Annotated in this window: 21 protein-coding genes and 2 rRNA genes; 9 read left to right on the forward strand and 14 right to left on the reverse strand. The window is 56.2% G+C overall.

From position 1 onward, the window contains the following. Positions 1–90: 90 nt before the first annotated feature. On the forward strand, positions 91–1,479 hold the full coding sequence (locus AC6I8P_RS19285) for a nucleobase:cation symporter-2 family protein (protein WP_349844105.1): 1,389 nt from the start codon (positions 91–93) through the stop codon (positions 1,477–1,479). 122 nt (positions 1,480–1,601) lie between these two features. Then, a complete protein-coding gene (locus AC6I8P_RS19290) occupies positions 1,602–3,281 on the forward strand; it encodes an AsmA family protein (protein ID WP_058780493.1) in 1,680 nt (559 codons plus the stop codon). A gap of 202 nt (positions 3,282–3,483) precedes the next feature. Here AC6I8P_RS19290 and fabY read toward each other — a convergent pair whose 3' ends face one another. From fabY to typA, 5 genes are all read right to left on the reverse strand, one after another. Beyond that, a complete protein-coding gene (fabY, locus tag AC6I8P_RS19295; protein ID WP_021507112.1) occupies positions 3,484–4,431 on the reverse strand; it encodes a fatty acid biosynthesis protein FabY in 948 nt (315 codons plus the stop codon). Between the two features lie 59 nt (positions 4,432–4,490). Beyond that, positions 4,491–4,928, reverse strand: coding sequence for a D-aminoacyl-tRNA deacylase (gene dtd / locus AC6I8P_RS19300; RefSeq protein WP_021507113.1), 438 nt, complete (start codon positions 4,926–4,928; stop codon positions 4,491–4,493). Continuing rightward, positions 4,925–5,791: a virulence factor BrkB family protein gene (locus AC6I8P_RS19305; RefSeq protein ID WP_238561347.1), complete on the reverse strand. Its 867-nt coding sequence runs from the start codon at positions 5,789–5,791 to the stop codon at positions 4,925–4,927. The genes dtd and AC6I8P_RS19305 overlap by 4 nt, the downstream gene beginning before the upstream one ends. A 6-nt stretch (positions 5,792–5,797) precedes the next feature. Then, positions 5,798–6,394, reverse strand: coding sequence for a glucose-1-phosphatase (gene yihX, locus AC6I8P_RS19310; protein ID WP_021507115.1), 597 nt, complete (start codon positions 6,392–6,394; stop codon positions 5,798–5,800). A gap of 183 nt (positions 6,395–6,577) precedes the next feature. Beyond that, positions 6,578–8,398 carry a ribosome-dependent GTPase TypA gene (gene typA, locus AC6I8P_RS19315; protein WP_021507116.1) on the reverse strand — a complete coding sequence of 607 codons (1,821 nt, stop codon included), beginning with the start codon at positions 8,396–8,398 and terminating at the stop codon, positions 6,578–6,580. 440 nt (positions 8,399–8,838) lie between these two features. Between typA and glnA the strand changes: the two genes are divergently transcribed. The 4 genes from glnA to AC6I8P_RS19335 all read left to right on the forward strand — a co-directional run bounded on the left by glnA (position 8,839) and on the right by AC6I8P_RS19335 (position 13,145). Next, entirely contained in the window at positions 8,839–10,248 is a 1,410-nt protein-coding gene (glnA, locus tag AC6I8P_RS19320; RefSeq protein ID WP_031279641.1) for a glutamate--ammonia ligase, read from the forward strand. Positions 10,249–10,446: 198 nt separating this feature from the next. Then, positions 10,447–11,496, forward strand: coding sequence for a nitrogen regulation protein NR(II) (glnL, locus tag AC6I8P_RS19325; protein ID WP_021507118.1), 1,050 nt, complete (start codon positions 10,447–10,449; stop codon positions 11,494–11,496). Positions 11,497–11,503: 7 nt separating this feature from the next. Next, entirely contained in the window at positions 11,504–12,913 is a 1,410-nt protein-coding gene (gene glnG, locus AC6I8P_RS19330; protein WP_031279642.1) for a nitrogen regulation protein NR(I), read from the forward strand. A gap of 106 nt (positions 12,914–13,019) precedes the next feature. Then, the gene (locus AC6I8P_RS19335; RefSeq protein ID WP_021507120.1) at positions 13,020–13,145 is read left to right on the forward strand and encodes a YshB family small membrane protein; all 126 of its coding nucleotides are present in this window, start codon (positions 13,020–13,022) and stop codon (positions 13,143–13,145) included. Positions 13,146–13,174: 29 nt separating this feature from the next. On the opposite strand, the gene hemN is transcribed toward AC6I8P_RS19335, so the two are convergent. Then, entirely contained in the window at positions 13,175–14,548 is a 1,374-nt protein-coding gene (hemN, locus tag AC6I8P_RS19340; protein ID WP_159377814.1) for an oxygen-independent coproporphyrinogen III oxidase, read from the reverse strand. A gap of 237 nt (positions 14,549–14,785) precedes the next feature. Further along, positions 14,786–15,304 (reverse strand): Der GTPase-activating protein YihI, encoded by a 519-nt coding sequence (gene yihI, locus AC6I8P_RS19345; RefSeq protein ID WP_058770999.1) that lies wholly within the window; start codon positions 15,302–15,304, stop codon positions 14,786–14,788. A 555-nt stretch (positions 15,305–15,859) separates the two neighbouring features. Between yihI and yihA the strand changes: the two genes are divergently transcribed. Next, positions 15,860–16,501, forward strand: a complete 642-nt coding sequence (yihA, locus tag AC6I8P_RS19350) for a ribosome biogenesis GTP-binding protein YihA/YsxC (RefSeq protein WP_031279643.1) — start codon at positions 15,860–15,862, stop codon at positions 16,499–16,501. An 87-nt stretch (positions 16,502–16,588) separates the two neighbouring features. On the opposite strand, the gene spfP is transcribed toward yihA, so the two are convergent. From spfP to AC6I8P_RS19375, 5 genes are all read right to left on the reverse strand, one after another. Further along, positions 16,589–16,636 (reverse strand): small protein SpfP, encoded by a 48-nt coding sequence (gene spfP, locus AC6I8P_RS19355; protein ID WP_071892919.1) that lies wholly within the window; start codon positions 16,634–16,636, stop codon positions 16,589–16,591. Between the two features lie 275 nt (positions 16,637–16,911). Continuing rightward, positions 16,912–19,701, reverse strand: coding sequence for a DNA polymerase I (polA, locus tag AC6I8P_RS19360; protein ID WP_159377815.1), 2,790 nt, complete (start codon positions 19,699–19,701; stop codon positions 16,912–16,914). A gap of 423 nt (positions 19,702–20,124) precedes the next feature. Then, positions 20,125–20,754: a thiol:disulfide interchange protein DsbA gene (gene dsbA, locus AC6I8P_RS19365; protein ID WP_021507125.1), complete on the reverse strand. Its 630-nt coding sequence runs from the start codon at positions 20,752–20,754 to the stop codon at positions 20,125–20,127. Positions 20,755–20,780: 26 nt separating this feature from the next. Further along, a complete protein-coding gene (locus tag AC6I8P_RS19370) occupies positions 20,781–21,767 on the reverse strand; it encodes a serine/threonine protein kinase (protein WP_241798956.1) in 987 nt (328 codons plus the stop codon). Positions 21,768–21,813: 46 nt separating this feature from the next. Beyond that, positions 21,814–22,089 carry a YihD family protein gene (locus AC6I8P_RS19375; protein WP_021313943.1) on the reverse strand — a complete coding sequence of 92 codons (276 nt, stop codon included), beginning with the start codon at positions 22,087–22,089 and terminating at the stop codon, positions 21,814–21,816. A gap of 71 nt (positions 22,090–22,160) precedes the next feature. Here AC6I8P_RS19375 and mobA point away from each other — a divergent pair, with 71 nt between their 5' ends. Both mobA and mobB read left to right on the forward strand, forming a co-directional pair. After that, the gene (gene mobA / locus AC6I8P_RS19380) at positions 22,161–22,733 is read left to right on the forward strand and encodes a molybdenum cofactor guanylyltransferase MobA (RefSeq protein ID WP_021507127.1); all 573 of its coding nucleotides are present in this window, start codon (positions 22,161–22,163) and stop codon (positions 22,731–22,733) included. Then, positions 22,733–23,236, forward strand: coding sequence for a molybdopterin-guanine dinucleotide biosynthesis protein MobB (gene mobB, locus AC6I8P_RS19385; protein WP_104094273.1), 504 nt, complete (start codon positions 22,733–22,735; stop codon positions 23,234–23,236). The genes mobA and mobB overlap by 1 nt, the downstream gene beginning before the upstream one ends. 86 nt (positions 23,237–23,322) lie before the next feature. On the opposite strand, the gene rrf is transcribed toward mobB, so the two are convergent. Beyond that, positions 23,323–23,438, reverse strand: a 5S ribosomal RNA gene (rrf, locus tag AC6I8P_RS19390). Positions 23,439–23,635: 197 nt separating this feature from the next. Then, positions 23,636–26,541 (reverse strand): 23S ribosomal RNA (locus AC6I8P_RS19395). Positions 26,542–26,636 lie beyond the last annotated feature (95 nt).

The raw sequence follows: 26,636 nt of genomic DNA on the forward strand, positions 1-26,636 counted from the left end.
ATCAATCGCAACTAAAAGGGGCATTGCAAACGATTGCTTTCACAACGCAACCGTTTAAAATCGCCCCTTTGTTGTTATTGAGAAGCCACCATGTCCGTCAATACTGCTGAATCCCGCCAGCCTGCCACTGCGCCAGGCGAGAGCAAAAGTGAACTGATTTACCGTCTTGAAGATCGTCCGCCGCTGCCGCAAACGCTGTTTGCCGCCTGCCAGCATCTGCTGGCGATGTTTGTGGCGGTGATTACCCCGGCACTGCTGATCTGCCAGGCGCTCGGCTTACCGGCGCAGGACACGCAGCACATCATCAGCATGTCGCTGTTTGCTTCGGGCGTGGCGTCCATTCTGCAAATCAAAACCTGGGGACCGGTGGGTTCTGGCCTGCTGTCGATTCAGGGCACCAGCTTTAACTTTGTCACGCCGCTGATCATGGGCGGTATGGCGCTGAAAAACGGCGGTGCCGATGTACCGACCATGATGGCGGCGCTGTTTGGTACCCTGATGGTGGCTTCATGTACCGAGATGTTGCTGTCACGCGTGCTGCACCTCGCACGGCGCATCATCACTCCGCTGGTGTCCGGCATTGTGGTGATGATTATCGGTCTGTCGCTGATTCAGGTCGGCCTGACCTCGATTGGCGGTGGCTTCGCCGCCATGAACGATCACAGCTTTGGGGCGCCGAAAAATCTGCTGCTGGCCGGTGCCGTGCTGGTGGTTATCATCCTGCTCAACCGCCAGCGCAACCCTTATCTGCGCGTCGCGTCGCTGGTGATCGCCATGGCAGTGGGTTATGCGCTGGCCTGGGCGCTGGATATGCTGCCCGCTACCTCAGCACCAACCAACCAGGGGCTGCTGACCGTGCCGTCGCCGCTCTATTACGGCCTGGGTTTTGACTGGAATCTGCTGATCCCGCTGATGCTGGTGTTTATGGTGACCTCGCTGGAAACCATCGGCGATATTACCGCCACCTCCGATGTCTCCGAACAGCCGGTCAGCGGTCCGCTGTATATGAAGCGTCTGAAAGGCGGCGTACTGGCCAATGGTCTCAACTCGTTTGTGTCGGCGCTGTTCAACACCTTCCCTAACTCCTGCTTTGGTCAGAACAACGGGGTGATTCAGCTGACCGGCGTGGCCAGCCGCTACGTGGGCTTTGTGGTGGCGCTGATGCTGATCGTACTCGGCCTGTTCCCGGCGGTGAGCGGCTTTGTGCAGCATATTCCGGAACCGGTACTGGGCGGTGCCACCATCGTGATGTTTGGTACCATTGCCGCTTCCGGCGTGCGCATTGTTTCGCGCGAGCCGCTCAATCGCCGTGCCATTATGATCATCGCGCTGTCGCTGGCGGTGGGCCTTGGCGTATCGCAACAGCCGCTGATTCTGCAATTTGCCCCGGACTGGCTGAAAACCCTGCTGTCATCCGGCATCGCCGCCGGGGGTATCACCGCTATCGTGCTTAACCTCGTCTTTCCGCAGGAAAAGTAATGCTGCTGGCAGGCTACGGCCTGCCTGTTATTTATCCGCTTTTTCATCCAGGCTGTTGAGCTGTAACGGTAATTCAGGCATAACAACCACTCACCGGATAAATATCGGGATGGATGGATGCGATGAAATTTTTAGGCAAGTTTTTCCTTACCTTGTTACTGCTGATTCTGCTGGCGCTGGTGGTTCTCTATGTGCTGCTGCAAACCCAGTGGGGCGCAGGCTGGTTTAGCCGTTGGGTAAGCGATAAAACCGCCTGGCATTTGTCGCTGAGTAAGATTGAGCACAACTTCTCCTCGCCTTCCCACATCATCCTGGATGACTTCAGCTTCGGCCACGACGGCCAGCCGGCGGTACTGGTGGCGAAGCGCGTCGATCTCGGTCTGGCACTGGTGCAGTTCAGCGATCCGCTGCATTTCGACAGCATTGAAGTGCGCGACGGCGACATCAACCTCGCTAACCAGTCACCACAAACCACGCTGCCGATTCAGGCCAACCGGCTGCAGCTCAATAATGTGCAGATCGAAAGCCCGCACAGCGCCCTGCCGCTGGCGGCGCAGCGGGTCAACGGCGGCATTGTGCCGTGGAAGCCCACGCCTGACGATATGCTGGGCAGCGATGCGCAGTTCCAGATGAGCGCAGGTGCCATGACGCTGGACGGCGTCGCCGGTAACAACGTGCTGCTGCAGGGCAATATCGCCAAACGCCGGCTGGTGCTGAGCAATATCGGCGCCGATCTGGCGCGCGGCTCAATGACCGGACGGGCCGAGCGCGACGCGCAGGGTAACTGGCAAATCAACCAGCTGCGTCTTAACGATATTCGCCTGCAAACCCAGCAGAGCCTGAGCGAGTTCCTCAGTCCGCTGCGTGACGTGCCTTCGGTGAGCATTAACCGGCTGGATATGACCGATGCGCGCCTGCAGGGCCCGGACTGGGCGGTGACCGATCTCGATCTGACCCTGAAGAACATTACGCTGCGCGGCGATGACTGGCAGAGCGACGACGGTTCGCTGGCCATGAACGCCGGCAACTTTATTAACGGCAGCTTTGAACTCAACGATCCGATCGTCAACGCCGAATTCTCACCGCAGGGCATTCAGCTGACGCAGTTCAGCTCCCGCTGGGTCAACGGCGTGATTCGCGCCAGCGGCAGCTGGACGCGCAGCGACAAGCGCCTGACGCTTGACGATTTAGCCATTGCCGGCCTGGAATACACGCTGCCGCAAAACTGGCGCGATCGCTGGCAGCAGACGCTGCCGGGCTGGCTGGATAGCGTGCTGGTGAAGCGTGCGACCGCTAACCGTAATCTGGTGATTGATATCAATCCGGCCTTCCCGTTCCAGATGACCGCGCTTGATGGTAATGCAGAGAATCTGCTGCTGGCGCGCCAGCATCAATGGGGCATCTGGGCGGGCAAAGCCAGCTTTAACGCGGCGGAAGCCACCTTTAACCGCACCGATTTGCGCCATCCGTCGATTAGCCTGAACGCCAGCGATCGGCAGATTGAGGTCAGCGAGATGAGCGCCTTCAACGGCAGCGGATTACTGGAAGGCACGGCAACCGCAGGGCAGGAAGCACAGCGTCCGTTTACGCTGAACCTGAAAGGCCAGGCGGTGCCGGCAAACGTGCTGCAAAACTGGGGCTGGCCTGCGCTGCCGCTGAGCGGTAGCAGTAATTTGCAGCTGCAGCTGAAGGGCTCGCTCAGCGCGGGCGCACCGTTGCGTGCCAGCGCAGAAGGTAGTTTGTCGGTGACCACGGATACGCAGTCGCTGCAGCAGACGATGCGTGGCGGGCAGGTGCAGTGATTGCATGATCGATCGCGCTAAAAAGCGCGATGCGGGCGAGTCAGGCCATCGCCAATCGCACAATTCTTGTAGCGGCGCGATTTATCGCGCAATAAATTGCGCCGCTACCAAAAATGCAACTGTTGTTGAATGCATTTGAATCTTAGCTGGCAAGCATTACGCCATGCAGAGTGACCCTGTGGTTTTGTTGCGCGCTGCGTGGTTAATTAATGCGCGCGCCTGAACCGCCCTCTTCCAGCGGCCCGTCGGGATCGGCGGGTAACACGATGTAGACACCTTCAAACACCGCGCCCAGTTCATCATCCCCAAACAGCTCCACCTCCATCTGTACGCGTGCTTTTCGTCCGCGCGCCAGCCGGTCGAGATCGCCGCTCAGCGAGCCGAGATCGGCGATGGCGCCGGGCCGTCCGCTGATGGGTTTGCTATAGCGTATATGTGCATCGGCCAGAATAATGGTGCCACCGAGATGGCGTTCGCGCAGCAGCAGCCAGATCAATCCCCAGCCGGTGAGCGTGGCGAGTGAAAACAGGCTGCCGGCAAACAGCGTATGGTGCGGGTTCTGGTTGCCGGCTTCCGGCATGGTGGTAACAAACTTCTGCCCGGTATACTGCAGAATGCGCACGCCCATCTTTTCGCTCAGCGGGATGTGTTCGTACCACGCCTGCTGCAGCTGTCCACACCAGTCGGCGCGATGCAGAATATCATCCAGCGTCACCACCGGTTTAATCATCAGGAAGTGACGCACCGGCGTGGTTTGCGGTGCGGTAATTTCGCCCTGATTGACAAAGCCGAGCTTGGCAAAGAACTCCACCGCATCCTCGCGCGCGCTACAGGTGACGCGTTTGGCCCCTTCCTGGCGCGCCACCGACTCCAGCGTCATCGCCACCAGCGTACCCAGCCCTTTGCCCTGCACCGACGGATGCACCGCCAGAAAGCGGATCGCCGCTTCATTTTCCGCATTGATATACAGCCGGCCCACCGCTACCGGTTTGCCGTGCTCATCCACCACCATCTGGTGATGCGCCAGCGCATCCCAGGCATCACGTTCTGAGCCCTGCGGCTGGCGCAGCGGCTTCCGTAACATTTCCCAGCGGAACTGGTAATACATATCCAGCTCTTCCGCCGTTTGCGGTACGCGAAGATGATACATAAAGTGATTCTCTCGTTCGGAGCTTGCGTGGCTGATCCCTTGCCGCTCGGCTAAAAATCTCACACCTGTAACCAGAAGGTCACCGGACCATCGTTAATCAGCGAAACCTGCATATTGGCGGCGAAGCGCCCGTTGGCGGTGGTGACGCCCAGCGCCCGGCAGCGATCGCTGAAGTCGTGATAGAGGCGCTCGGCTTCCGCCGGGTGCGCGCCGCCAGAGAAAGAGGGACGCATGCCTTTTTGCGTGTCGGCCGCCAGGGTGAATTGCGAAACCACCAGCACGCTACCGCCTGTCTGCTGTACGCTGAGATTCATTTTGTCGTTCTCATCGCCAAAGATGCGGTAGCCCAGCACTTTCTCCGCCAGGCGCTGTGATTTCTGCTCGTCATCGCCCTTTTCCACCCCCAGCAGCACCAGCAGACCGGCGCCAATTTCGCCCACCGTGGCGTTATCCACGCTGACGCTGGCGCGCGTCACACGCTGAATCAAAGCAATCATGTTTCCTCTCGTTCTTTATCGCGTTCCTGCTGTTTTAACTGGCGATAGTCATCCAGCGTGACGGTCACTTCCGCGCCTAACAACACGATACACCAGGTCCAGTAAACCCACAGAAACAGGATGGGGATCACCGCCAGCACGCCGTAAATTAACTGATACGAAGGAAACATCGTAACATAGAGCGCAAAGCCTTTTTTGCCCAGCTCGAACAGCAGACCCGCGACCACCGCACCTATCAACGCATCGCGTCCCGGCACACGCCGCGTCGGCACAATGCTGTATAGCAGCCAGAAGGCGAGAATCGACAAAACCAGCGGGAAGATGCGCAGCGCCTGATCGATCAGGCTGGTGACGCCGGTCACGTTCACCCAGCGCAGCGACAGCAGATAGGAGCTGATGGCCAGACTGGCACCGGCCAGCAGCGGTCCCAGCGTCAGGATCATCCAGTAGACCGCAAAGGAGTAGACCATCGGGCGCGGCTTGTCGCTGCGCCAGATGGCGTTGAGCGCGCTGTCGACCGAGTGCATCAGCAGCAGCGCAGTGACAATCAGCCCGACCGCCCCCACCGCCGTCATTTTGTTGACGTTGGCGACAAACTGATCGAGATAGCGCTGAATCACATCCCCGGCGGCCGGCATGAAGTTAGTGAAGATGAAGTTCTTCAGCTGCACGCTGATGTCGGAGAACACCGGGAAGGCGGCAAACAGCGCGAATACCACGGCAACCAGCGGCACCAGCGCCAGCAGCGACACGTAGGCCAGATTACCGGCCTGCGTGGTCATGTTGTCTTCATCGATGCGGCGCCACAGCAGTTTAATCCACAGGAAAAACGCATGCGCCGAGTGGCGCAGATGAGTTCGCATGGTCACTCAGCGACGGCTCGCAAACCAGTCAGGCACGGTTTTCGCATCTTCGACCAGCACGCTCTCAATGCCCAGCGCGCGCGCCGCATCAACATTGGCCTGGTTGTCATCAAAGAATACCGCCTGATCGGCGGTGAAGCCTTCATGCTCCAGTACATAGTGCCAGATGCGCGCTTCCGGTTTGCGCATGCCGATATCCTGCGACATATAGATGTGGTCGGCAGCCTGTTGCACTTCCGGATACTGCGTTGGCCAGAACTCGAAATGCAGCTGGTTGGTGTTAGACAGAATCACCACGCGCTCGCCGCTGGCGCGCAGCTGGTTCATGATCGCCAGCGTTTCCGGACGCACGCCGACAAACACCGCCTGCCAGCCAGCGGTGAACTGCGGATAGCTCAGGGCAATATCGAGCTGGTCACACAGCCGGGCGGCAAACTCCGGGTCGCTGATTTCGCCCCGCTCGTGCTGCTCGAAGGTCTCGTCCATGCGAAAACGGCTCTGCAGCGTGGCAAGCGGCACGCGTCCCAGATCGCTCCAGACGCCGAGTACCCGATTGAAATCGATATCAACAATCACATTGCCTAAATCAAAGATGTACAGCATGACACCTCTCCTCTACGTTCCCTGGATCATTCACTCTAGCGGTAAAAGGCAAGCCTGAACAGGTACGCTTAGGGGAAATCCGCATTCCGCAAGCGGGGTCTGATTTCGTGCGGGTCGCGCTGCCTCAGACGGCAGGCAAAAAAAAGCCCCGCGGGTGCGGGGCTTATTATCAGACGATTTCGCTTACTCTTTGCTGCCGCGAGACGCGCGTTTGCGATCGTTCTCGGTCAGGTGGCGTTTACGAATACGTACTGACTGCGGCGTCACTTCTACCAGTTCGTCATCATCGATGAACTCGATAGCCTGCTCCAGCGTCATTTTCTGCGGTGGTACCAGGGTGGTAGCTTCGTCAGTACCTGACGCACGCATGTTGGTCAGTTTCTTACCGGTCAGGCAGTTTACGGTCAGGTCGTTAGAACGGCTGTGAATACCGATGATCTGGCCTTCATACACTTCCGCACCGTGACCGAGGAACAGCTTACCGCGATCCTGCAGGCCGAACAGGGCGAAGGCAACCGCTTTACCCTGACCGTTGGAGATCAGCACGCCGTTCTGACGCTGGCCCACTTCGCCCGGACGCACGTCGTCGTAGTGGCTGAAGGTGGAGTACAGCAGACCGGTACCGGAAGTCATAGTCATGAATTCGTTACGGAAGCCAATCAGACCACGGCTTGGGATCACGTAGTCGAGACGTACGCGGCCTTTACCATCCGGATCCATGTTTTTCAGGTCGCCTTTACGCTCACCCATCGCCTGCATCACTGAACCCTGGTGGGTTTCTTCGATGTCGAGGGTAACGTTTTCGAATGGCTCCTGCTTGCGGCCTTCGAATTCACGGAAGATAACTTTCGGACGGGATACCGCCAGCTCGTAGCCTTCACGACGCATGTTCTCGATCAGAACTGACAGGTGCAGCTCACCACGACCGGATACGCGGAATGCATCGGCATCTTCGGTTTCTTCTACGCGCAGCGCTACGTTGTGCACCAGCTCTTTGTTCAGACGCTCAAGGATCTGACGCGACGTCACAAACTTACCTTCTTTACCACAGAACGGTGAGGTGTTGACGTTGAAGAACATGGTTACGGTTGGCTCATCCACGCTCAGCGCTGGCAGCGCTTCCACATTCTGCGTGTCGCAGATGGTGTCGGAGATGTTCAGCTCGCCCAGACCGGTGATAGCGATGATGTCGCCTGCTTCAGCCAGATCGGATTCAATACGCTCCAGACCCAGATGGCCCAGCACTTTACCGACTTTCGCGTTACGGGTTTTCCCTTCGCTGTCGATCACAGTAACCTGCTGGTTTGGCTTCACTTTACCGCGCTTGATGCGGCCGATACCGATTACGCCGAGGTAGTTGTTGTAGTCCAGCTGCGAGATCTGCATCTGCAGTGGAGCTTCAACTTCAACCTGCGGTGGAGAAACGTGGTCGACGATGGCCTGATACAGCGGGGTCATGTCGTCAGCCATGTCGGTGTGATCCAGACCGGCGATACCATTCAGCGCTGACGCATAAATGATCGGGAAATCGAGCTGCTCGTCAGTCGCGTCGAGGTTAACGAACAGGTCAAATACCTGGTCCACAACCCAGTCCGGACGCGCGCCAGGACGGTCAACTTTGTTGATGACTACAATCGGCTTCAAACCGTGGGCAAAGGCTTTCTTGGTTACGAAGCGGGTTTGCGGCATAGGGCCATCCATCGCGTCTACAACCAGCAGCACCGAATCCACCATGGACATGACGCGCTCAACTTCACCACCGAAGTCGGCGTGTCCCGGGGTATCAACGATGTTGATACGGTAGTCGTTCCATTTGATGGCGGTGTTTTTCGCGAGGATGGTAATCCCACGCTCTTTCTCCAAATCGTTGGAGTCCATCACGCGCTCAGTCGCTTCGGTACGGGCATCAAAAGTACCGGACTGTTGCAGCAGTTTGTCAACCAGGGTGGTCTTACCATGGTCAACGTGCGCGATGATGGCGATGTTACGCAAATTTTCGATCACAGCTTTGCCTCAGGCATTATAGAAATAACGCGGTATTGTACACGGATTAAGCGAAAGACTGAACATGATCACAGTTTTCGCCGAAAGATTCTCGCAGTGCGCGTTTTTAGCACCAATAACGGTGCATTAAGCTGCACTTTGATGGCGCTTTGCACCATTTAAGTGCTTACCCCTAAACTGACGGCACTATTTTGGTGCATTCCATCCACGCTGGTGCAGCCGTCGTCTCACCGCAGGGCGCATCACAGCGCCATTTTCACCATTGTAATAAAGTTGGCACAGAATTCGCTTTATATCTTTTAAGCGAAAACGACAGTTGCACAACGGTTGAAGAGCTTGCCGAGATCTTGGTCAGGGGTGGTCAGTAGTCGTGACACATTCCCGGCAACAGAAGTTCTCTCACCACGACGACAAAATGACCATTTCCAGGAGAGTTGAGTATGTCCGCTGAACACGTTCTCTCGATGATGAACGAGCACGAAGTTAAGTTTGTTGACCTGCGTTTTACCGATACCAAAGGTAAAGAACAGCACGTTACTATCCCTGCTCACCAGGTTAACGCTGACTTCTTCGAAGAAGGCAAAATGTTCGATGGCTCTTCCATCGGCGGCTGGAAAGGCATTAACGAATCAGACATGGTGCTGATGCCGGATGCAACAACTGCCGTAATGGATCCGTTCTTCGAAGATCCGACGCTCATCATCCGCTGTGACATTCTCGAGCCAGGCACGCTGCAGGGCTACGATCGCGACCCGCGCTCCATTGCCAAGCGCGCAGAAGAGTTCCTGCGTTCTTCCGGCATCGCCGACACCGTACTGTTCGGACCTGAGCCAGAGTTCTTCCTGTTTGACGACATCCGTTTCGGCTCTTCAACTTCCGGCTCACACGTGGCTATCGACGACATCGAAGCAGCCTGGAACACCGGTAAAGAGTACGAAGGCGGTAACAAAGGTCACCGTCCAGGTCTGAAAGGCGGCTACTTCCCGGTGCCACCGGTTGACTCATCACAGGACATCCGTTCTGCCATGTGTCTGACCATGGAGCAGATGGGTCTGGTGGTAGAAGCGCATCACCACGAAGTGGCTACTGCTGGTCAGAACGAAGTGGCTACCCGCTTCAACACCATGACCAAGAAAGCTGACGAAATTCAGATCTACAAATATGTCGTGCACAACGTCGCGCACGCCTACGGCAAAACGGCTACCTTTATGCCGAAGCCAATGTTTGGCGACAACGGTTCCGGTATGCACTGCCACATGTCACTGTCTAAAGGCGGCGTAAACCTGTTCTCTGGCGACAAATACGGCGGCCTGTCTGAAACTGCCCTGTTCTACATCGGCGGTATCATCAAGCACGCTAAAGCCATCAACGCCCTGGCGAACCCGACCACCAACTCATATAAGCGTCTGGTCCCAGGCTACGAAGCACCGGTCATGCTGGCTTACTCAGCACGTAACCGTTCTGCCTCTATCCGTATCCCGGTGGTGGCCAGCCCGAAAGCACGTCGTATCGAAGCGCGCTTCCCGGATCCAGCGGCTAACCCATACCTGGCGTTCACCGCACTGCTGATGGCCGGCCTCGACGGCGTGATCAACAAGATCCACCCTGGCGATGCGATGGACAAAAACCTGTACGACCTGCCGCCGGAAGAAGAAGCTGAGATTCCAAAAGTGGCCGGTTCACTGGAAGAAGCGCTGAACGCACTGAACGAAGACCGCGAGTTCCTGACCCGTGGCGGCGTGTTCACCGACGACGCTATCGATGCTTACATCGAACTGCGTAAAGCTGACAACGACCGCGTACGCATGACGCCGCACCCGGTTGAGTTCGAACTGTACTACAGCGTTTAATCCTTAAAAGATTCGCGCAGATGCACCGTAGCCGCCAGCGCCGCGACGGTGCTAATCCTGGCGCTGAAGATTTTTTGTTGCCGTGGAAACTTTAGCCCATCTCCGGATGGGCTTTTTTCACCGCGAATTCATCGTTCGACGAATAGATTTGCGTCCCCAAAGGCTATAATGCACTAATTTAGTGCAGAGGAACGCTGTATGGCAACTGGCACGCTGCCCGACGCGGGGCAGATTCTCAACTCCCTGATCAACAGTATTTTGCTGGTCGATAACGATCTGGTTATCCACTACGCCAACCCGGCGGCCCAGCAATTACTGGCGCAAAGCTCACGAAAATTGTTCGGCACGCCCTTACCGGAACTTACCGGCTATTTTTCGCTGAACATTGAGGTAATGAGCGAGAGTTTAGGGGCAGGCCAGGGCTTTACCGATAGCGAAGTCACGTTAGTGGTGGATGGCCGCGCGCACATTATGTCGCTCACGGCACAGCGTCTACCCGACGGATTTATTCTGCTGGAAATGGCGCCGATGGATAATCAGCGTCGTCTCAGCCAGGAGCAAATTCAGCATGCCCAGCAGGTTGCCGCGCGCGATCTGGTACGCGGCCTGGCGCACGAAATTAAAAACCCGCTCGGCGGATTGCGCGGCGCGGCGCAGCTGTTATCGCGCGCCCTGCCCGATCCGGCGCTGAATGAATATACCAAAGTGATTATTGAGCAGGCCGACCGGCTGCGTAACCTGGTCGACCGCCTGCTGGGTCCGCAGCAGCCCGGACTGCACGTGACCCAGAGCATCCATCAGGTGGCTGAACGTGTGGTTAACCTGGTGTCGATGGAGCTGCCGGAAAACGTCTCGCTGGTGCGTGATTATGACCCCAGCCTGCCGGAGCTGCCGCACGATCCGGACCAGATTGAGCAGGTGCTGCTCAACGTGGTGCGTAACGCGCTGCAGGCGCTGGGCGAAGCGGGCGGCACCATTGTCATCCGCACCCGTACCGCGTTTCAGCTGACGTTACACGGCACGCGTTACCGGCTGGTGGCGCGTATCGACATTGAAGATGATGGCCCGGGCATTCCGGCCCAGCTGCAGGATACGCTGTTCTATCCGATGGTCAGCGGACGCGAAGGCGGCACCGGTTTAGGTCTCTCTATCGCCCGCAGCCTGATCGATCAGCATTCGGGAAAAATTGAATTTAACAGTTGGCCAGGCCACACCGAATTCTCGGTTTACCTGCCTATTCGCCAGTGAGGTTTCTATGCAACGAGGGATAGTCTGGATCGTCGATGACGATAGCTCCATCCGCTGGGTGCTTGAACGTGCGCTCACTGGAGCCGGTTTAAGCTGCGCCACCTTTGACAGCGGCAACGAGGTGCTGGATGCGCTCTCGACCAAAACCCCGGACGTATTATTGTCGGATATTCGTATGCCAGGCATGGATGGTCTGGCGCTGCTGAAGCAGATCAAACAGCGTCATCCGATGCTGCCGGTCATCATTATGACCGCGCATTCGGACCTCGACGCGGCGGTCAGCGCTTATCAGCAGGGCGCATTTGATTACCTGCCTAAGCCGTTTGATATTGATGAAGCGGTCGCGCTGGTAGAGCGTGCCATCAGTCACTATCAGGAGCAGCAGCAGCCGCGCAATCAGCCGGTAAGCGGCCCGACCACCGATATCATCGGCGAAGCGCCGGCGATGCAGGATGTCTTCCGCATCATCGGCCGTCTGTCGCGTTCGTCGATCAGCGTGCTGATCAACGGCGAGTCCGGTACCGGTAAAGAGCTGGTCGCGCATGCGCTGCATCGCCACAGCCCGCGCGCCAAATCCCCGTTTATCGCGCTGAATATGGCGGCGATCCCGAAGGATTTGATCGAATCGGAGCTGTTTGGCCACGAGAAAGGCGCGTTTACCGGCGCGAACCAGATTCGTCAGGGCCGCTTTGAGCAGGCCGATGGCGGCACGCTGTTTCTCGACGAAATCGGCGATATGCCGCTTGATGTGCAGACGCGCCTGCTGCGCGTGCTGGCCGATGGCCAGTTCTATCGTGTTGGTGGCTATGCGCCGGTCAAAGTGGATGTGCGCATCATCGCCGCTACCCACCAGAATCTGGAGCTGCGCGTGCAGGAAGGCAAATTCCGTGAGGACCTGTTCCATCGCCTCAACGTGATTCGCGTGCATCTGCCGCCGCTGCGTGAACGTCGTGAGGATATCCCGCGTCTGGCGCGCTACTTCCTGCAGGTCGCAGCGCGTGAGCTGGGCGTGGAAGCGAAAATTCTGCATCCGGAGACTGAAGCCGCGCTGACGCGACTGCACTGGTCGGGTAACGTGCGCCAGCTGGAGAACACCTGCCGCTGGCTGACGGTGATGGCCGCGGGCCAGGAAGTGCTGATTCAGGATCTGCCGCCGGAGCTGTTTGAGTCGAGTACGCCGGAAAATCCGGTGCAGTCGCTGCCGGACAGCTGGGCAACGCTGCTGGCGCAGTGGGCAGACCGCGCGCTGCGTTCCGGTCATCAGAACCTGCTGTCAGAAGCACAGCCGGAGATGGAGCGTACGCTGCTGACCACTGCGCTGCGTCATACGCAGGGCCACAAGCAGGAAGCGGCACGTTTACTGGGCTGGGGCCGCAATACGCTCACGCGTAAACTGAAAGAACTGGGCATGGAATAACGCGGAAAAGTGTAAAAGGGTTATTTATTGCACACTTTCTGCGCGTAACATCTGTACAGACCGGTGCCGTTCAGTATCATACTGGCGGCAATCGGGAGAGGCTAACATGTTGCAATCTGTCATCCAGCTGATCGCGCATAACGTGGCGGCAATCGGTAATGCTGTGACTCACTCACCGCAAACCGCGCTGGCCGCCGTGGTCTGCGCCATCAGCGTCAGTCTGTTCAGTTAACATAAAGGGAGCGCTGGCTCCCTTTATGCTTAAATTACCCGCGAAAATTGCTGCATCCGTGCTTTCTGCCGCAGATAGCGGTCAAAGCACATGCAGATGTTGCGAATCAGCAGACGGCCAATGCCGGTGACCTGCAGCCGGCGCTCACCGATCTCAAGCAAGCCGTCCGCCACCAGCGGCGCCAGCAGCGCTAAATCCTCAGCAAAATAGCGTTCAAACACCACTGGCCACCGGGCTTCGATGTCGGCAAAATCCAGCGCAAAGTTACAGATCAGCGCTTTAATCACATCCCGCCGCAGACAATCATCCTCGCTCAGGGTTAAACCGCGCCACAGCGCATGGCCCTGCTGCTCAACGCTGGCATACCAGGCTTTTAACTCTTTCTGATTCTGCGCATAGCTGTCGCCCAGCATGCTGATGGCCGAAACGCCCAGTCCGAGCAGTTCGGTTTCGCCCTGCGTGGTGTAACCCTGGAAATTGCGATGCAGTACGCCGGCGCGCTGTGCCACCGCCAGTTCATCATCCGGTTTGGCAAAGTGGTCCATGCCAATAAACTGGTAACCCGCACCGGTCAGCGTCGCAATGGTTTGCTGCAGGATTTGCAGCTTCTGCGCCGCCGTCGGCAGCTCCTCATCTTTGATTTTGCGCTGAGCGGCAAACAGCGCAGGCATGTGCGCATAGTTGAAGACGCTGAGGCGATCCGGATTGAGCGCAATCACCCGCTGCAGCGTAAAGGCAAAGCTCTCTGGCGTCTGCAGCGGCAGGCCGTAGATTAAATCCAGACTGACTGAGCGGAATCCCTGCGCGCGGGCACGCTGCACCAGGGCGAAAATGGTCTCTTCATCCTGAACGCGGTTGACCCGCTCCTGCACCGCCTTGTTGAAATCCTGCACGCCCATGCTCAGGCGATTAAAGCCCTCCGCACGCAGGTGATCGATCATCTCCAGCTCAATTTCACGCGGATCGACCTCGATCGACATCTCCACATCGTCGGTAATATCAAAATGGCTGCGCAGCAGCGCCACCAGCCGGCTGACCTGCTGTTGATTGAGGAAGGTTGGCGTGCCGCCGCCCCAGTGCAGCTGCGTAACGCGACGGCCAGCAAACAGCGGCGCGCGCTGACGAATCTCCTGCGCCAGCACGTCAAGATAGCGATCGGCCTTGTGCAGCTGGCGCGTCACGATTTTATTGCAGCCGCAGAAGTAGCACAGACGATGGCAGAACGGGATGTGCACGTACAGCGACAGCGCGCGCTCGGGATAGCGCTCAACCGCGCGCTGAAAATCGCTCGCGCCAAAGCTTTCACTGAATTCCAGCGCGGTGGGATAGGAGGTATAACGCGGACCGGCGTAATTGTATTTTTCGATGAGCCGCTGATCCCACTCAATCTGCTGCGATGACATGCTCACTCCTTACGGTGACGTCGTCTGAGGGCGGGTCGCGTGGCAGAAGAGGAGACGAAGCGCTGGGCGGAACGCCGCCGTAAGCGCGATTTCAGCCGCGACAGGCGGCGTAGTTTAAACAATAACCACAGCAGATAACATGTCAGCAGCAGCGCTAAAATTGATCCAGGCCAAAACATAGGTGAATACCTGTTTAGCGCGGCATGCGCAAAGCCGCATGCCGATCAAAAATGGCGGTTAGTGGCCCTTAAGCAGGCGCATCATATCCTCTTCTGCCTGCTCATCTTCGGCGTCGTCGTCCAGCGCAATGCCCAGCGTTTCCATCAGCTCGTCGATGCGATCCAGCGTCTCATCCAGCCACGCCTGATCTTCTGCGCTCAGGGTTTCGCCGCTCTCAAGGCGATCGAGCAGCGTGTCGAGACGCTCATCGTTCTCCAGCTTCGCCAGCTCTTCCTGCGGCGTCAGACGCACTTTTTCGGCTTTGGGCTTTGGCTTCGCCACTTTCTTCTCGGGCAGGGTTTTGCCGTCCGCCACCAGCGCGACCGGCTTTTTGCTGCCCACGCGCGGATCGGCGCTCTTTTTGCTGTGCCCTTTACCGGCGCTTTGCGTTTCCGGGTTGGCGCGGCTGCCGGATTTGTGGCCGCTGTGCTTTTTATCGCGCTTGCGATCGCGGGCTTCCTGGTTCAGTTCTTCACGCGATTTGCGTTTCGCTTTAGCAGCAGGTTTGCCACGCTGGGCTGGTGCAGGTTGCTTCATGTGTTCGGTCTCGGCGATGCCTGGTGAGTTCAGTATAGAATTGCGGCGAAATCTAGCAGAAAGATGACAAAGAAAAAAGGCGATAGCCTGTGCTATCGCCTTATTTCGCACCTTCATATGAAGGAAACACGCGTCAAATCCTTTACGGCTCACAACGTCCCGGTTGCTCCATCGCCACATCGCTCCTGCGAGTAATCCCTGTCCCTGTCCGATTCCTGCCTGAATCGCTCTCCTGCCATGCTCGCGGTCATCCCCGACGCTCCTGAGCTCATCATCCTGATGGGTGCTGCCGTGCACTGACAACAAATGTAGACCAAACAGTAAATTGAACAAGTGAGACTTGTCTCTAATTTAGAGCGGTCTTTTTCATATTTAGCGTAAGACCATGAAAATAAACAGTAATATAATGAATGAATGTTGCATGAATCCGTCATCACTGGTAGCAGTTAGCGGCGATCTCTTACAAAATGGCGCGTTAAGACGCCTGTCGGGCACTTTTGCGCCATAACAGGTATAATCAGCGCCATTGCCCGATCATTCTGCTGGAGTTTTACATTGTCTGCTTTGAACTATCACGTCACCCATTTCATGCTCAGCGCGCCGGATATTCGTCATCTACCGGCGGATACGGGCATTGAAGTTGCCTTTGCCGGGCGCTCAAATGCAGGCAAATCCAGCGCGCTGAATACCCTGACCAACCAGAAAAGCCTGGCGCGTACCAGTAAAACACCAGGCCGCACGCAGCTGATTAACCTGTTTGAAGTGGTGGAAGGCAAACGCCTGGTGGATTTACCAGGTTACGGTTATGCGGAAGTCCCGGAAGAGATGAAGCGTAAATGGCAGCGCGCGTTGGGTGAATATTTGCAGAAACGTCAGGCCCTGAAAGGACTGGTGGTACTGATGGATATCCGCCATCCGCTTAAAGATCTCGATCAGCAAATGGTTGAATGGGCGGTGCAGAGCGGTATTCCGGTTATGATTCTGCTGACTAAAGCCGACAAGCTGGCTTCCGGTGCCCGTAAAGCGCAGCTGAACATGGTGCGTGAGGCATCGCTGGCATTTATGGGCGATGTCCAGGTCGAGATGTTCTCATCGCTGAAAAAACTGGGCGTCGATAAGCTGCGTCAGAAACTTGATACCTGGTTTAGCGAGCTGACTCCGGCGCAGGAAGGCGACGGTGAAGCGCTGTCAGAGTAGCGCCTGAGCGGACCTTTGCGTCCGCTTTTTTTCAGAAAAAGCCCAATAAAAAACGCCCCAGTCATAAATGACTGGGGCGGCTAATATTCAGCCAAATCCGATTACGTGAAGTAAAAGGTCTGAAAGATAGAACATCTTACCTCTGTACCCTACGCGATGAACTTTACCCGATTTTTTCTGACCAACAAAGGGTTTTTTGTTGTTAAGTTTCAGAATTCGACATCTTTTTTACCAGCTTCGTCACATTTTCGTGCAGGGCATGTAGTTTAATTACCAAAAAAATGCTTAGCCGATAAGCAGTTACTTAACCTGTATTTTACCGGCAGTTTTGATGACCGGCTGAACCGATTAAGTAAACTTTTTTCTTATGACGCTGCCCGCCACCAGCATCTGTGGCGGGCAGCAGGCCCTTAGTGCGCCTGATCCCAGTTATCGCCGGTTCCCACTTCAACCTGCAGCGGTACATCCAGCTTCATGCTGTTCTCCATCAGTTCGCGGATCGTCTGGCTGGCACCTGCGACGGCGTCTTTGTGGATCTCAAATACCAGTTCATCGTGTACCTGCATGATCATTTTCACCTCATCACTGTTCTGCTGCAGCAGCCAGCCGTCAACGGCGATCATGGCACGTTTGATGATGTCCGCCGCGGTGCCCTGCATCGGTGCGTTGATCGCCGCACGTTCGGCAGCTTTACGGCGAATGGCATTGCTGGAGTTGATGTCCGGCAGCCACAGACGACGACCATCCAGCGTCTCGACGTATCCCTTATCCGCGGCTTGCGCGCGCGTCGCTTCCATATAACGCAGCACGCCCGGATAGCGCTCAAAGTAGAGATCCATGTACTTCTTCGCTTCGCCGGCACCAATGTTCAGCTGACGCGACAAACCAAATGCGCTCATGCCATAAATCAGTCCGAAGTTGATTGCTTTCGCACTGCGGCGCTGCTCACCGGAAACCTTGCTCAGCGCCACACCAAACACTTCAGACGCCGTGGCGCGGTGGATATCCTCACCCTGCGCAAACGCATCCAGCAGGCCTTTGTCCTGCGACAGGTGCGCCATAATTCGCAGCTCAATCTGCGAATAGTCGGCAGCCACGATGCGCTTATCCGCGCCCGCAATAAACGCCTGACGGATGCGCCGTCCTTCTTCGTTGCGCACCGGAATGTTTTGCAGGTTCGGGTCGGTCGAGGAGAGTCGTCCGGTGGCCGTCACCGCCTGGTGATAAGAGGTGTGTACCCGGCCGGTGATCGGATTGATCATCTGCGGCAGCTTATCGGTGTAAGTGGATTTCAGCTTCGACAGGCCGCGATGCTCAAGAATCACTTTCGGCAGCGGATAGTCGAGCGCCAGCTCAGCCAGCACTTCTTCACTGGTCGACGGCGCGCCGCCCGGCGTTTTCTTCGTCGGCTTAATCCCCTGCTTCTCAAACAGAATGGTTTGCAGCTGTTTGGTGGAGGAGAGGTTGAAAGGCTCGCCGGCCAGCTCATGCGCCTTCTGCTCCAGCTCGGCCAGACGCGTGGTCAGCTCCTGCGAATGTTTCGCGAGGATGTTCTGATCGATCAGCACACCGTTGCGCTCTACGCGGGAAATGACCGTCACCAGCGGCATTTCAATCGCCTCGAATACCTGTTTCGGACCAGCTTCCTGCTCCAGCTTCGGCCACATCTGCAAGTGCAGCTGCAGCGTGACGTCAGCGTCTTCTGCCGCATAGTGCGCCGCCTGCTCAAGCGCGATCTGATTGAAGGTGAGCTGATTTTTACCTTTACCGGCGATTTCTTCGAAAGTGACGGTTTTGTGGTTAAGCCAGCGGGCCGCCAGGCTGTCCATATCATGCTTGCCGCCGACGCTGTTCAGGCAGTAAGACTCCAGCATGGTGTCGAATTTGATGCCGTTCAGCTCAATATCGTAATTTTTCAGTACGCCACGATCGTACTTCAGATTCTGCCCGACCTTCGCTGCTTTACTGTCCTCCAGTAGCGGTTTCAGCTGCTTCAGCACCGCGGCGCGGTCCAGCTGCGGTGGTGCGTCAAGATAGTCATGCGCCACCGGCAGGTAAGCGGCCTCGCCCGGTGCTACGGCGAAGGCAATGCCGACAATATTGGCGCTCAGGGTATCCAGCGAATCGGTTTCCAGGTCAAAAGCAAACACGTCGGCGCTTTGCAGTTTTTTCAGCCAGTTGACAAAGGTCGCCTCGTCGAGGATGGTGACATAGCCGTCGGAGGACAGCACGCTGACCGTTTCCGCTGCGGCCACGGCGGGTTCATCCGGCAGCGATTTCTGCGCCTGACTATTGCTCTTTTTACCCTGCAGCCATTTTCCTTCCTGCAGATCGGCTAGCCAGCGTTTGAATTCATAGCGGCTGAACAGCGTCTGCAATGCTTCGACGTCAGGCTCGTTAACCGTCAGCTGCTCGCAGGCCAGCTCCAGTTCCACATCGGTTTTGATGGTCGCCAGCTGGTAGGAGAGAAACGCCACGTCGCGATTCTGCTCCAGCTTCGCCGCCATGGTTTTTGCTCCACGGAAGGAGAGCCCGGCCACTTTATCAAGGTTGTCGTAGATGGATTGCATGCCGCCCAGCCCCTGCAGCAGCGCCTGTGCGGTTTTCTCGCCCACGCCCGGAACGCCCGGGATGTTGTCCGAGCTGTCGCCCATCATGGCGAGGAAATCGATAATCAGCGAAGGCGGTACTCCGTATTTCTGCTCGACTTCTTCCGGACCGAGCACGGTGTTGGTCATGGTGTTAATCAGGGTAATGCCCGGCGTCACCAGCTGCGCCATATCTTTATCGCCGGTGCTGATCAGCACCGCACGCCCCTGCTTTTCCGCTTCCAGCGCCAGCGTGCCGATCACGTCATCGGCTTCCACGCCGGACACCGCCAGCAGCGGCAGCCCCATGGCTTTTACCATCTCGTGCAGCGGCGCGATTTGCGCGCGTAAATCGTCCGGCATCGGTGGACGATGCGATTTGTAATTTTCAAACAGCTCATCGCGGAACGTTTTGCCTTTGGCATCGAAGACCACAGCCACATGGCTGGGTTGATACTGCATCAGCAGGCTTTTCAGCATGTTGAGCACACCATACATGGCGCCGGTTGGCTCACCCGCACTGTTGGTCAGCGGCGGAAAGGCATGATATGCACGGTAGAGGTAGGAAGAGCCATCTACCAGAATCAGGGGATTTTCTGCAATTTGCGCCATAGGTTTGTATTTTCTTCGTTGCGATAATCAGGGTTATAAGGATGCCACAACCAGCGAACAATGTTGAAGTAACAGCAGAAAGTGAGGATCTTTTTCGCGGTTACGCGGCGCGGATCGCAAGGATCATCTTGTGGATAACTTTGTGCGTAAAATTCATAACGTATTGTTATTTACGTTAATTGCAATCATTTTACGATTAAAATGTTTTTACAATCAGTCAGTTATAATCTTGCCGTGATACGAAACACCTTTTTAAAAAGGCGATCGTCTATGTGGATATTAAGCGAAAGGGTAATCAAAAAACGCTGGCGGTAAGGGATGTATGGCTTCGTGAATTAAGGATGTGGTGTGGGTTGGTTTCACTGTAGCGGCGGGTGATAACCGCGCCGCTACAGCATAAGCCATCGCGTTTTCAGCGCTTAATTACTTTTTCTCAACCAGGAATTTCACGACGTTGGCATAATCCGCCACGAAGTTATCCATTGAGCTGGTGTCCAGGCCGCCGTTGTTAACCATGTATTTGCCGTTAACGAAAATCGCCGGTACGCCCTGCAGATTAACATCCGAAGCCGCTTTCTGCTGCTGTGCAACCAGCGCCTTCACGGCGAAGCTGTTCCACGCTGCATCGTAATCTTCAGAGGTGATACCCGCTGCTTTAATAAAGGTTTCTTTCAGGCTGGCTGCGTCGGTAATGGTCTGGGTCTTCTGGATGCCGTCGAAAATCGGTGCGGTCACTTTATCTTCCACACCCAGCGCCATTGCCACTGCCCACGCATGCGTGACCACCGGACCGAAGTCGCCGCCGAGGAAATCAACGTGATATTTGGTCACTTTGGTGTCCGCTGGCAGATTCTTTCTCACCGCATCGCTGACGTGGTAAATGCGTTCAAACTGGTAGCAGTGCGGGCAGAAGAAGGAGAAGAATTCCATAACCTGCGGCTCACCGGCGACCGGTTTTGGCAGCGTAACGTACTGTTTGCCGTCGTTGAACTGTGCCGCTGAGGCGCTAAATGCCAGCATCAAACCTACCAGCGCAAACCAAATCTTTTTCATCGTGAGAACATCTCCTGAGTACTTCATTAAAATTGCGGGCTAAGCTGTAACGGCGGTTCGTGTAACAGCCTTTCCTGCTCGATAAATAGTGCAATCTGCCGGCGCCAGAAGTCCTCATCGGTCATCCAGGGGAAGGCGCGCGGAAAAGCGGGATCCTGCCAGCGGCGTACCACCCAGGCCAGATAATAAACCATGCGCATGGCGCGTAAAGACTCAATCAGTGTCAATTCGTGTAAATCGAAATCACCAAATTCGTTATACGCTTCCAGCAAAATATCCCACTGGATCAATTGCTCCTGACGGCTGCCGTTCACCAGCATCCACAAATCCTGCACAGCCGGACCGGTGCGCGCGTCATCGAGATCGACAAACATCGGCCCATCGCACCACAGAATATTGCCGGGATGGCAGTCACCGTGCAGCCGGAGCGGTTGCCACTGGCTGTGCCAGCTCTGCTGCAGCGTGGCGCTGAGTTTATCTAACGCATTCAGTAGCGCATCCTTCAGCGAGGCGGGCACCAGCGCGCTCTGTTCCAGCTGCAGACGTGGCTCAACCACATACTCCTGCAGGCCCAGAGTGGGCCGCTGGCGGAACGGGCTGTGGCGTCCGGTTTGATGGATACGGCCAAGGAAACGTCCCACCCATTCCATCTGCTCTTCATTGTCAGTTTCATACTGCCGGCCACCGAGGCTGGGAAACACCGCGAACATAAAGCCAGCGTGCTGATTGAGCGTATTGCCCTGCAGCGCCAGCGGCGCGGCAACCGGCACTTCATCGTCCAGCAGATCCTGAGCAAAGCGATGCTCTTCAGCGATCTGCGCGGCGCTCCAGCGTTGCGGACGATAGAACTTAGCGACATAGCGTCGCTTATCCTCATCGCTGAACTGATAGACGCGGTTTTCGTAGCTGTTCAGGGCGGTTAAGCCGGACTCGACCCGCAGACCGGCATCCCAGAGCGCATCGAGGATGACGTCGGGATTCAGCGTCTGAAAATTAAAAGCGGCTTCGCTCATCATTGTGCCTGTGTGTTACCTGTGCGTTGAACGCGCAAGGATAACACTACTCATCATCCTTGATCACACCGCGCGCACGTAATAGCGCGCTTTTGAAGTCCACTTCATAATCTTTCTTCAGACCCGGAATCACAGCCTGACTACCGGCATCACGCATTTTGAGATGGTAAATCAATACGTCATCGCTTAATTCACTTAATGGGCCACTGAAACCTGATTCCTGCGCCAGTTTTTGTAAAAATGCCAGCAGGTTGAGATCGGGTTCTTGCTGCCAGGCAGGCTGCAGCAGTTCGAGCAGTTCATTGAGTCGGTGATATTTCATCATTGATTCCTTTGCGCAGGTGGTTCGCTACCGCGAGTTAAGTATCGTCCAGAATAAACAGGGAGACGAAGATGACCGCATTTACCGGTGTGATCCTCGCAGGCGGGCAAGGCAGCCGTATGGGAGGTCAGGATAAGGGCTTGCTGCCATTACAGGGCAAACCGCTTTATCAGCACGTTCTGCAGCGTTTACAGCCGCAGGTCAATATTGTGTTGATTAGCGCCAACCGTAACATTGATCGTTATCAGGCAAGTGGCTGTCAGGTGATTCGTGATTCGCTGCCTGATTATCCCGGTCCGCTGGCAGGCATGCTCAGCGGCCTGCGGCACAGCCAGACCGAATGGGTGGCGTTTTGCGCCTGCGATACGCCGTGGCTACCGCAGGATTTTGTTGCACGGCTGTGGCAGCAGCGTGGTGCAGCCGCCGCCGTGTGGGTGACATCGGGTCAGCGTGATCATCCGGCGCTGGCCCTGGTGCATCGTGCGCTGGCCGATGATCTGGAAGCGTGGCTGCTGCGCGGAGAACGTCGTCTGATGCAGTTCATGCGAGAACATGGCGGACACGGCGTACTGTTTGATGATGATGAAGCCGCCTTCCGCAATATCAATACGCCTGACGATTTGGTTAATGAGGAAAGTGCGTGATGAGTGTGCCGTTACTGGCGGTGGTGGGCTGGAGTGGCACCGGCAAAACCACCCTGTTACAACAGGTGATTCCGCTACTGAGAGCGCAGGGCATTCGCCCCGGGCTGATCAAGCATACCCATCATCAGATGGACATCGATACGCCGGGAAAAGACAGTTATCTGCTGCGCAAAGCGGGAGCCGATCAGGTGATCGTCGCCAGCGAACAACGCTGGGCGTTAATGTGCGAAACGCCGCAGCAGCCGCTTAGTTTAGCGCAGCTGGCAGGCCGTATGGACGCTACATCGCTGGACCTGGTGCTGGTCGAAGGGTTTAAACAGGAACCTGTACCCAGGATGGTGTTGTGGCGGCGCGGCGTTAAGGGGGAAATTGATGAATTGCTGGACGACTGGGTGATTGCCGTAGCGACGGATGAAGCGTTAGCGCTTCAGGTACCGGTGCTGGATATTAATCAGCCTGATCAGGTTGCAGAGTATATTGTTCAATGGCTAAAAAACCGCTAATCACACGGTTTTTGGCGGGAAATTTGCCGGAGTACGGGCGCAAAAAAGCCCCGGACTCTCGTCCGGGGCTTCTTCACTGGTTTGATGCCTGGCAGTTCCCTACTCTCGCATGGGGAGGCCCCACACTACCATCGGCGCTACGGCGTTTCACTTCTGAGTTCGGCATGGGGTCAGGTGGGACCACCGCGCTGTTGCCGCCAGGCAAATTCTGTTTTCGTCCGCGTCTTCCGCGCTCTGACTGCGTTGCCCCGCTCGCGCCGCTCAGTCACATACTCGTGTATGCTCCTTCACGTCGTCTCGCGTGCCGCCTTGTCACAGCACAAAATCCACTGGACGTAATCCGGTGAACAAAGCTGAAAATTCTTTCGGTCTCTCAGACCAAAACGCCTCTGGCGTTGTAAGGTTAAGCCTCACGGGTCATTAGTACCGGTTAGCTCAACGCATCGCTGCGCTTACACACCCGGCCTATCAACGTCGTCGTCTTCAACGTCCCTTCAGGACCCTCAAGGGGTCAGGGAGAACTCATCTCGGGGCAAGTTTCGTGCTTAGATGCTTTCAGCACTTATCTCTTCCGCACTTAGCTACCGGGCAGTGCCATTGGCATGACAACCCGAACACCAGCGGTGCGTTCACTCCGGTCCTCTCGTACTAGGAGCAACCCCCCTCAATTCTCCAGCGCCCACGGCAGATAGGGACCGAACTGTCTCACGACGTTCTAAACCCAGCTCGCGTACCACTTTAAACGGCGAACAGCCGTACCCTTGGGACCTACTTCAGCCCCAGGATGTGATGAGCCGACATCGAGGTGCCAAACACCGCCGTCGATATGAACTCTTGGGCGGTATCAGCCTGTTATCCCCGGAGTACCTTTTATCCGTTGAGCGATGGCCCTTCCATTCAGAACCACCGGATCACTATGACCTGCTTTCGCACCTGCTCGAGCCGTCACTCTCGCAGTCAAGCTGGCTTATGCCATTGCACTAACCTCCTGATGTCCGACCAGGATTAGCCAACCTTCGTGCTCCTCCGTTACGCTTTGGGAGGAGACCGCCCCAGTCAAACTACCCACCAGACACTGTCCGCAGCCCGGATTACGGGCCTACGTTAGAACATCAAACATTAAAGGGTGGTATTTCAAGGTTGGCTCCACGCAGACTGGCGTCCACGCTTCAAAGCCTCCCACCTATCCTACACATCAAGGCTCAATGTTCAGTGTCAAGCTATAGTAAAGGTTCACGGGGTCTTTCCGTCTTGCCGCGGGTACACTGCATCTTCACAGCGATTTCAATTTCACTGAGTCTCGGGTGGAGACAGCCTGGCCATCATTACGCCATTCGTGCAGGTCGGAACTTACCCGACAAGGAATTTCGCTACCTTAGGACCGTTATAGTTACGGCCGCCGTTTACCGGGGCTTCGATCAAGAGCTTCTCCTTGCGGATAACCCCATCAATTAACCTTCCGGCACCGGGCAGGCGTCACACCGTATACGTCCACTTTCGTGTTTGCACAGTGCTGTGTTTTTAATAAACAGTTGCAGCCAGCTGGTATCTTCGACTGGCCTCGGCTCCGGGAGCAAGTCCCTTCACCTACGCGCCAGCGTGCCTTCTCCCGAAGTTACGGCACCATTTTGCCTAGTTCCTTCACCCGAGTTCTCTCAAGCGCCTTGGTATTCTCTACCTGACCACCTGTGTCGGTTTGGGGTACGATTTCGTGTTACCTGGAGCTTAGAGGCTTTTCCTGGAAGCAGGGCATCAGTTACTTCACCGCCGTGGCGGCTCGTCGTCACGCCTCAGTGTTAAAGAAGACCGGATTTGCCTGGTCTTCACACCTGCACGCTTAAACCGGGACAACCGTCGCCCGGATAACCTAGCCTTCTCCGTCCCCCCTTCGCAGTAACACCAAGTACAGGAATATTAACCTGTTTCCCATCGACTACGCTTTTCAGCCTCGCCTTAGGGGTCGACTCACCCTGCCCCGATTAACGTTGGACAGGAACCCTTGGTCTTCCGGCGAGCGGGCTTTTCACCCGCTTTATCGTTACTTATGTCAGCATTCGCACTTCTGATACCTCCAGCATGCCTCACAGCACACCTTCAGCGGCTTACAGAACGCTCCCCTACCCAACAACACATAGTGTCGCTGCCGCAGCTTCGGTGCATGGTTTAGCCCCGTTACATCTTCCGCGCAGGCCGACTCGACCAGTGAGCTATTACGCTTTCTTTAAATGATGGCTGCTTCTAAGCCAACATCCTGGCTGTCTGTGCCTTCCCACATCGTTTCCCACTTAACCATGACTTTGGGACCTTAGCTGGCGGTCTGGGTTGTTTCCCTCTTCACGACGGACGTTAGCACCCGCCGTGTGTCTCCCGTGATAACATTCTCCGGTATTCGCAGTTTGCATCGGGTTGGTAAGCCGGGATGGCCCCCTAGCCGAAACAGTGCTCTACCCCCGGAGATGAGTTCACGAGGCGCTACCTAAATAGCTTTCGGGGAGAACCAGCTATCTCCCGGTTTGATTGGCCTTTCACCCCCAGCCACAAGTCATCCGCTAATTTTTCAACATTAGTCGGTTCGGTCCTCCAGTTAGTGTTACCCAACCTTCAACCTGCCCATGGCTAGATCACCGGGTTTCGGGTCTATACCCTGCAACTTAACGCCCGGTTAAGACTCGGTTTCCCTTCGGCTCCCCTATGCGGTTAACCTTGCTACAGAATATAAGTCGCTGACCCATTATACAAAAGGTACGCAGTCACCTAACAGGTAGGCTCCCACTGCTTGTACGTACACGGTTTCAGGTTCTGTTTCACTCCCCTCGCCGGGGTTCTTTTCGCCTTTCCCTCACGGTACTGGTTCACTATCGGTCAGTCAGGAGTATTTAGCCTTGGAGGATGGTCCCCCCATGTTCAGACAGGATACCACGTGTCCCGCCCTACTCGTCGGACTCACAGCTCATGCATCTTCGTGTACGGGGCTGTCACCCGGTATCGCGCGACTTTCCAGACGCTTCCACTGATGCACAAGCTGATTCAGGTCCTGGGCTGCTCCCCGTTCGCTCGCCGCTACTGGGGGAATCTCGGTTGATTTCTTTTCCTCGGGGTACTTAGATGTTTCAGTTCCCCCGGTTCGCCTCGTTAACCTATGTATTCAGTTAACGATAGTGTGTCGAAACACACTGGGTTTCCCCATTCGGACATCGACGGCTGTAGCGGTTCATATCACCTTACCGTCGCTTTTCGCAGATTAGCACGTCCTTCATCGCCTCTGACTGCCAGGGCATCCACCGTGTACGCTTAGTCGCTTAACCTCACAACCCACAGGCGTTTTGCAACGCTGCGGACTGCAAGCATTTGAGAGACCCGAACGCATCGTGATTCATTTCTTATTACGGAGAAATGAACG

It is taken from the genome of gamma proteobacterium symbiont of Lampromicra miyakona (assembly GCF_059730895.1).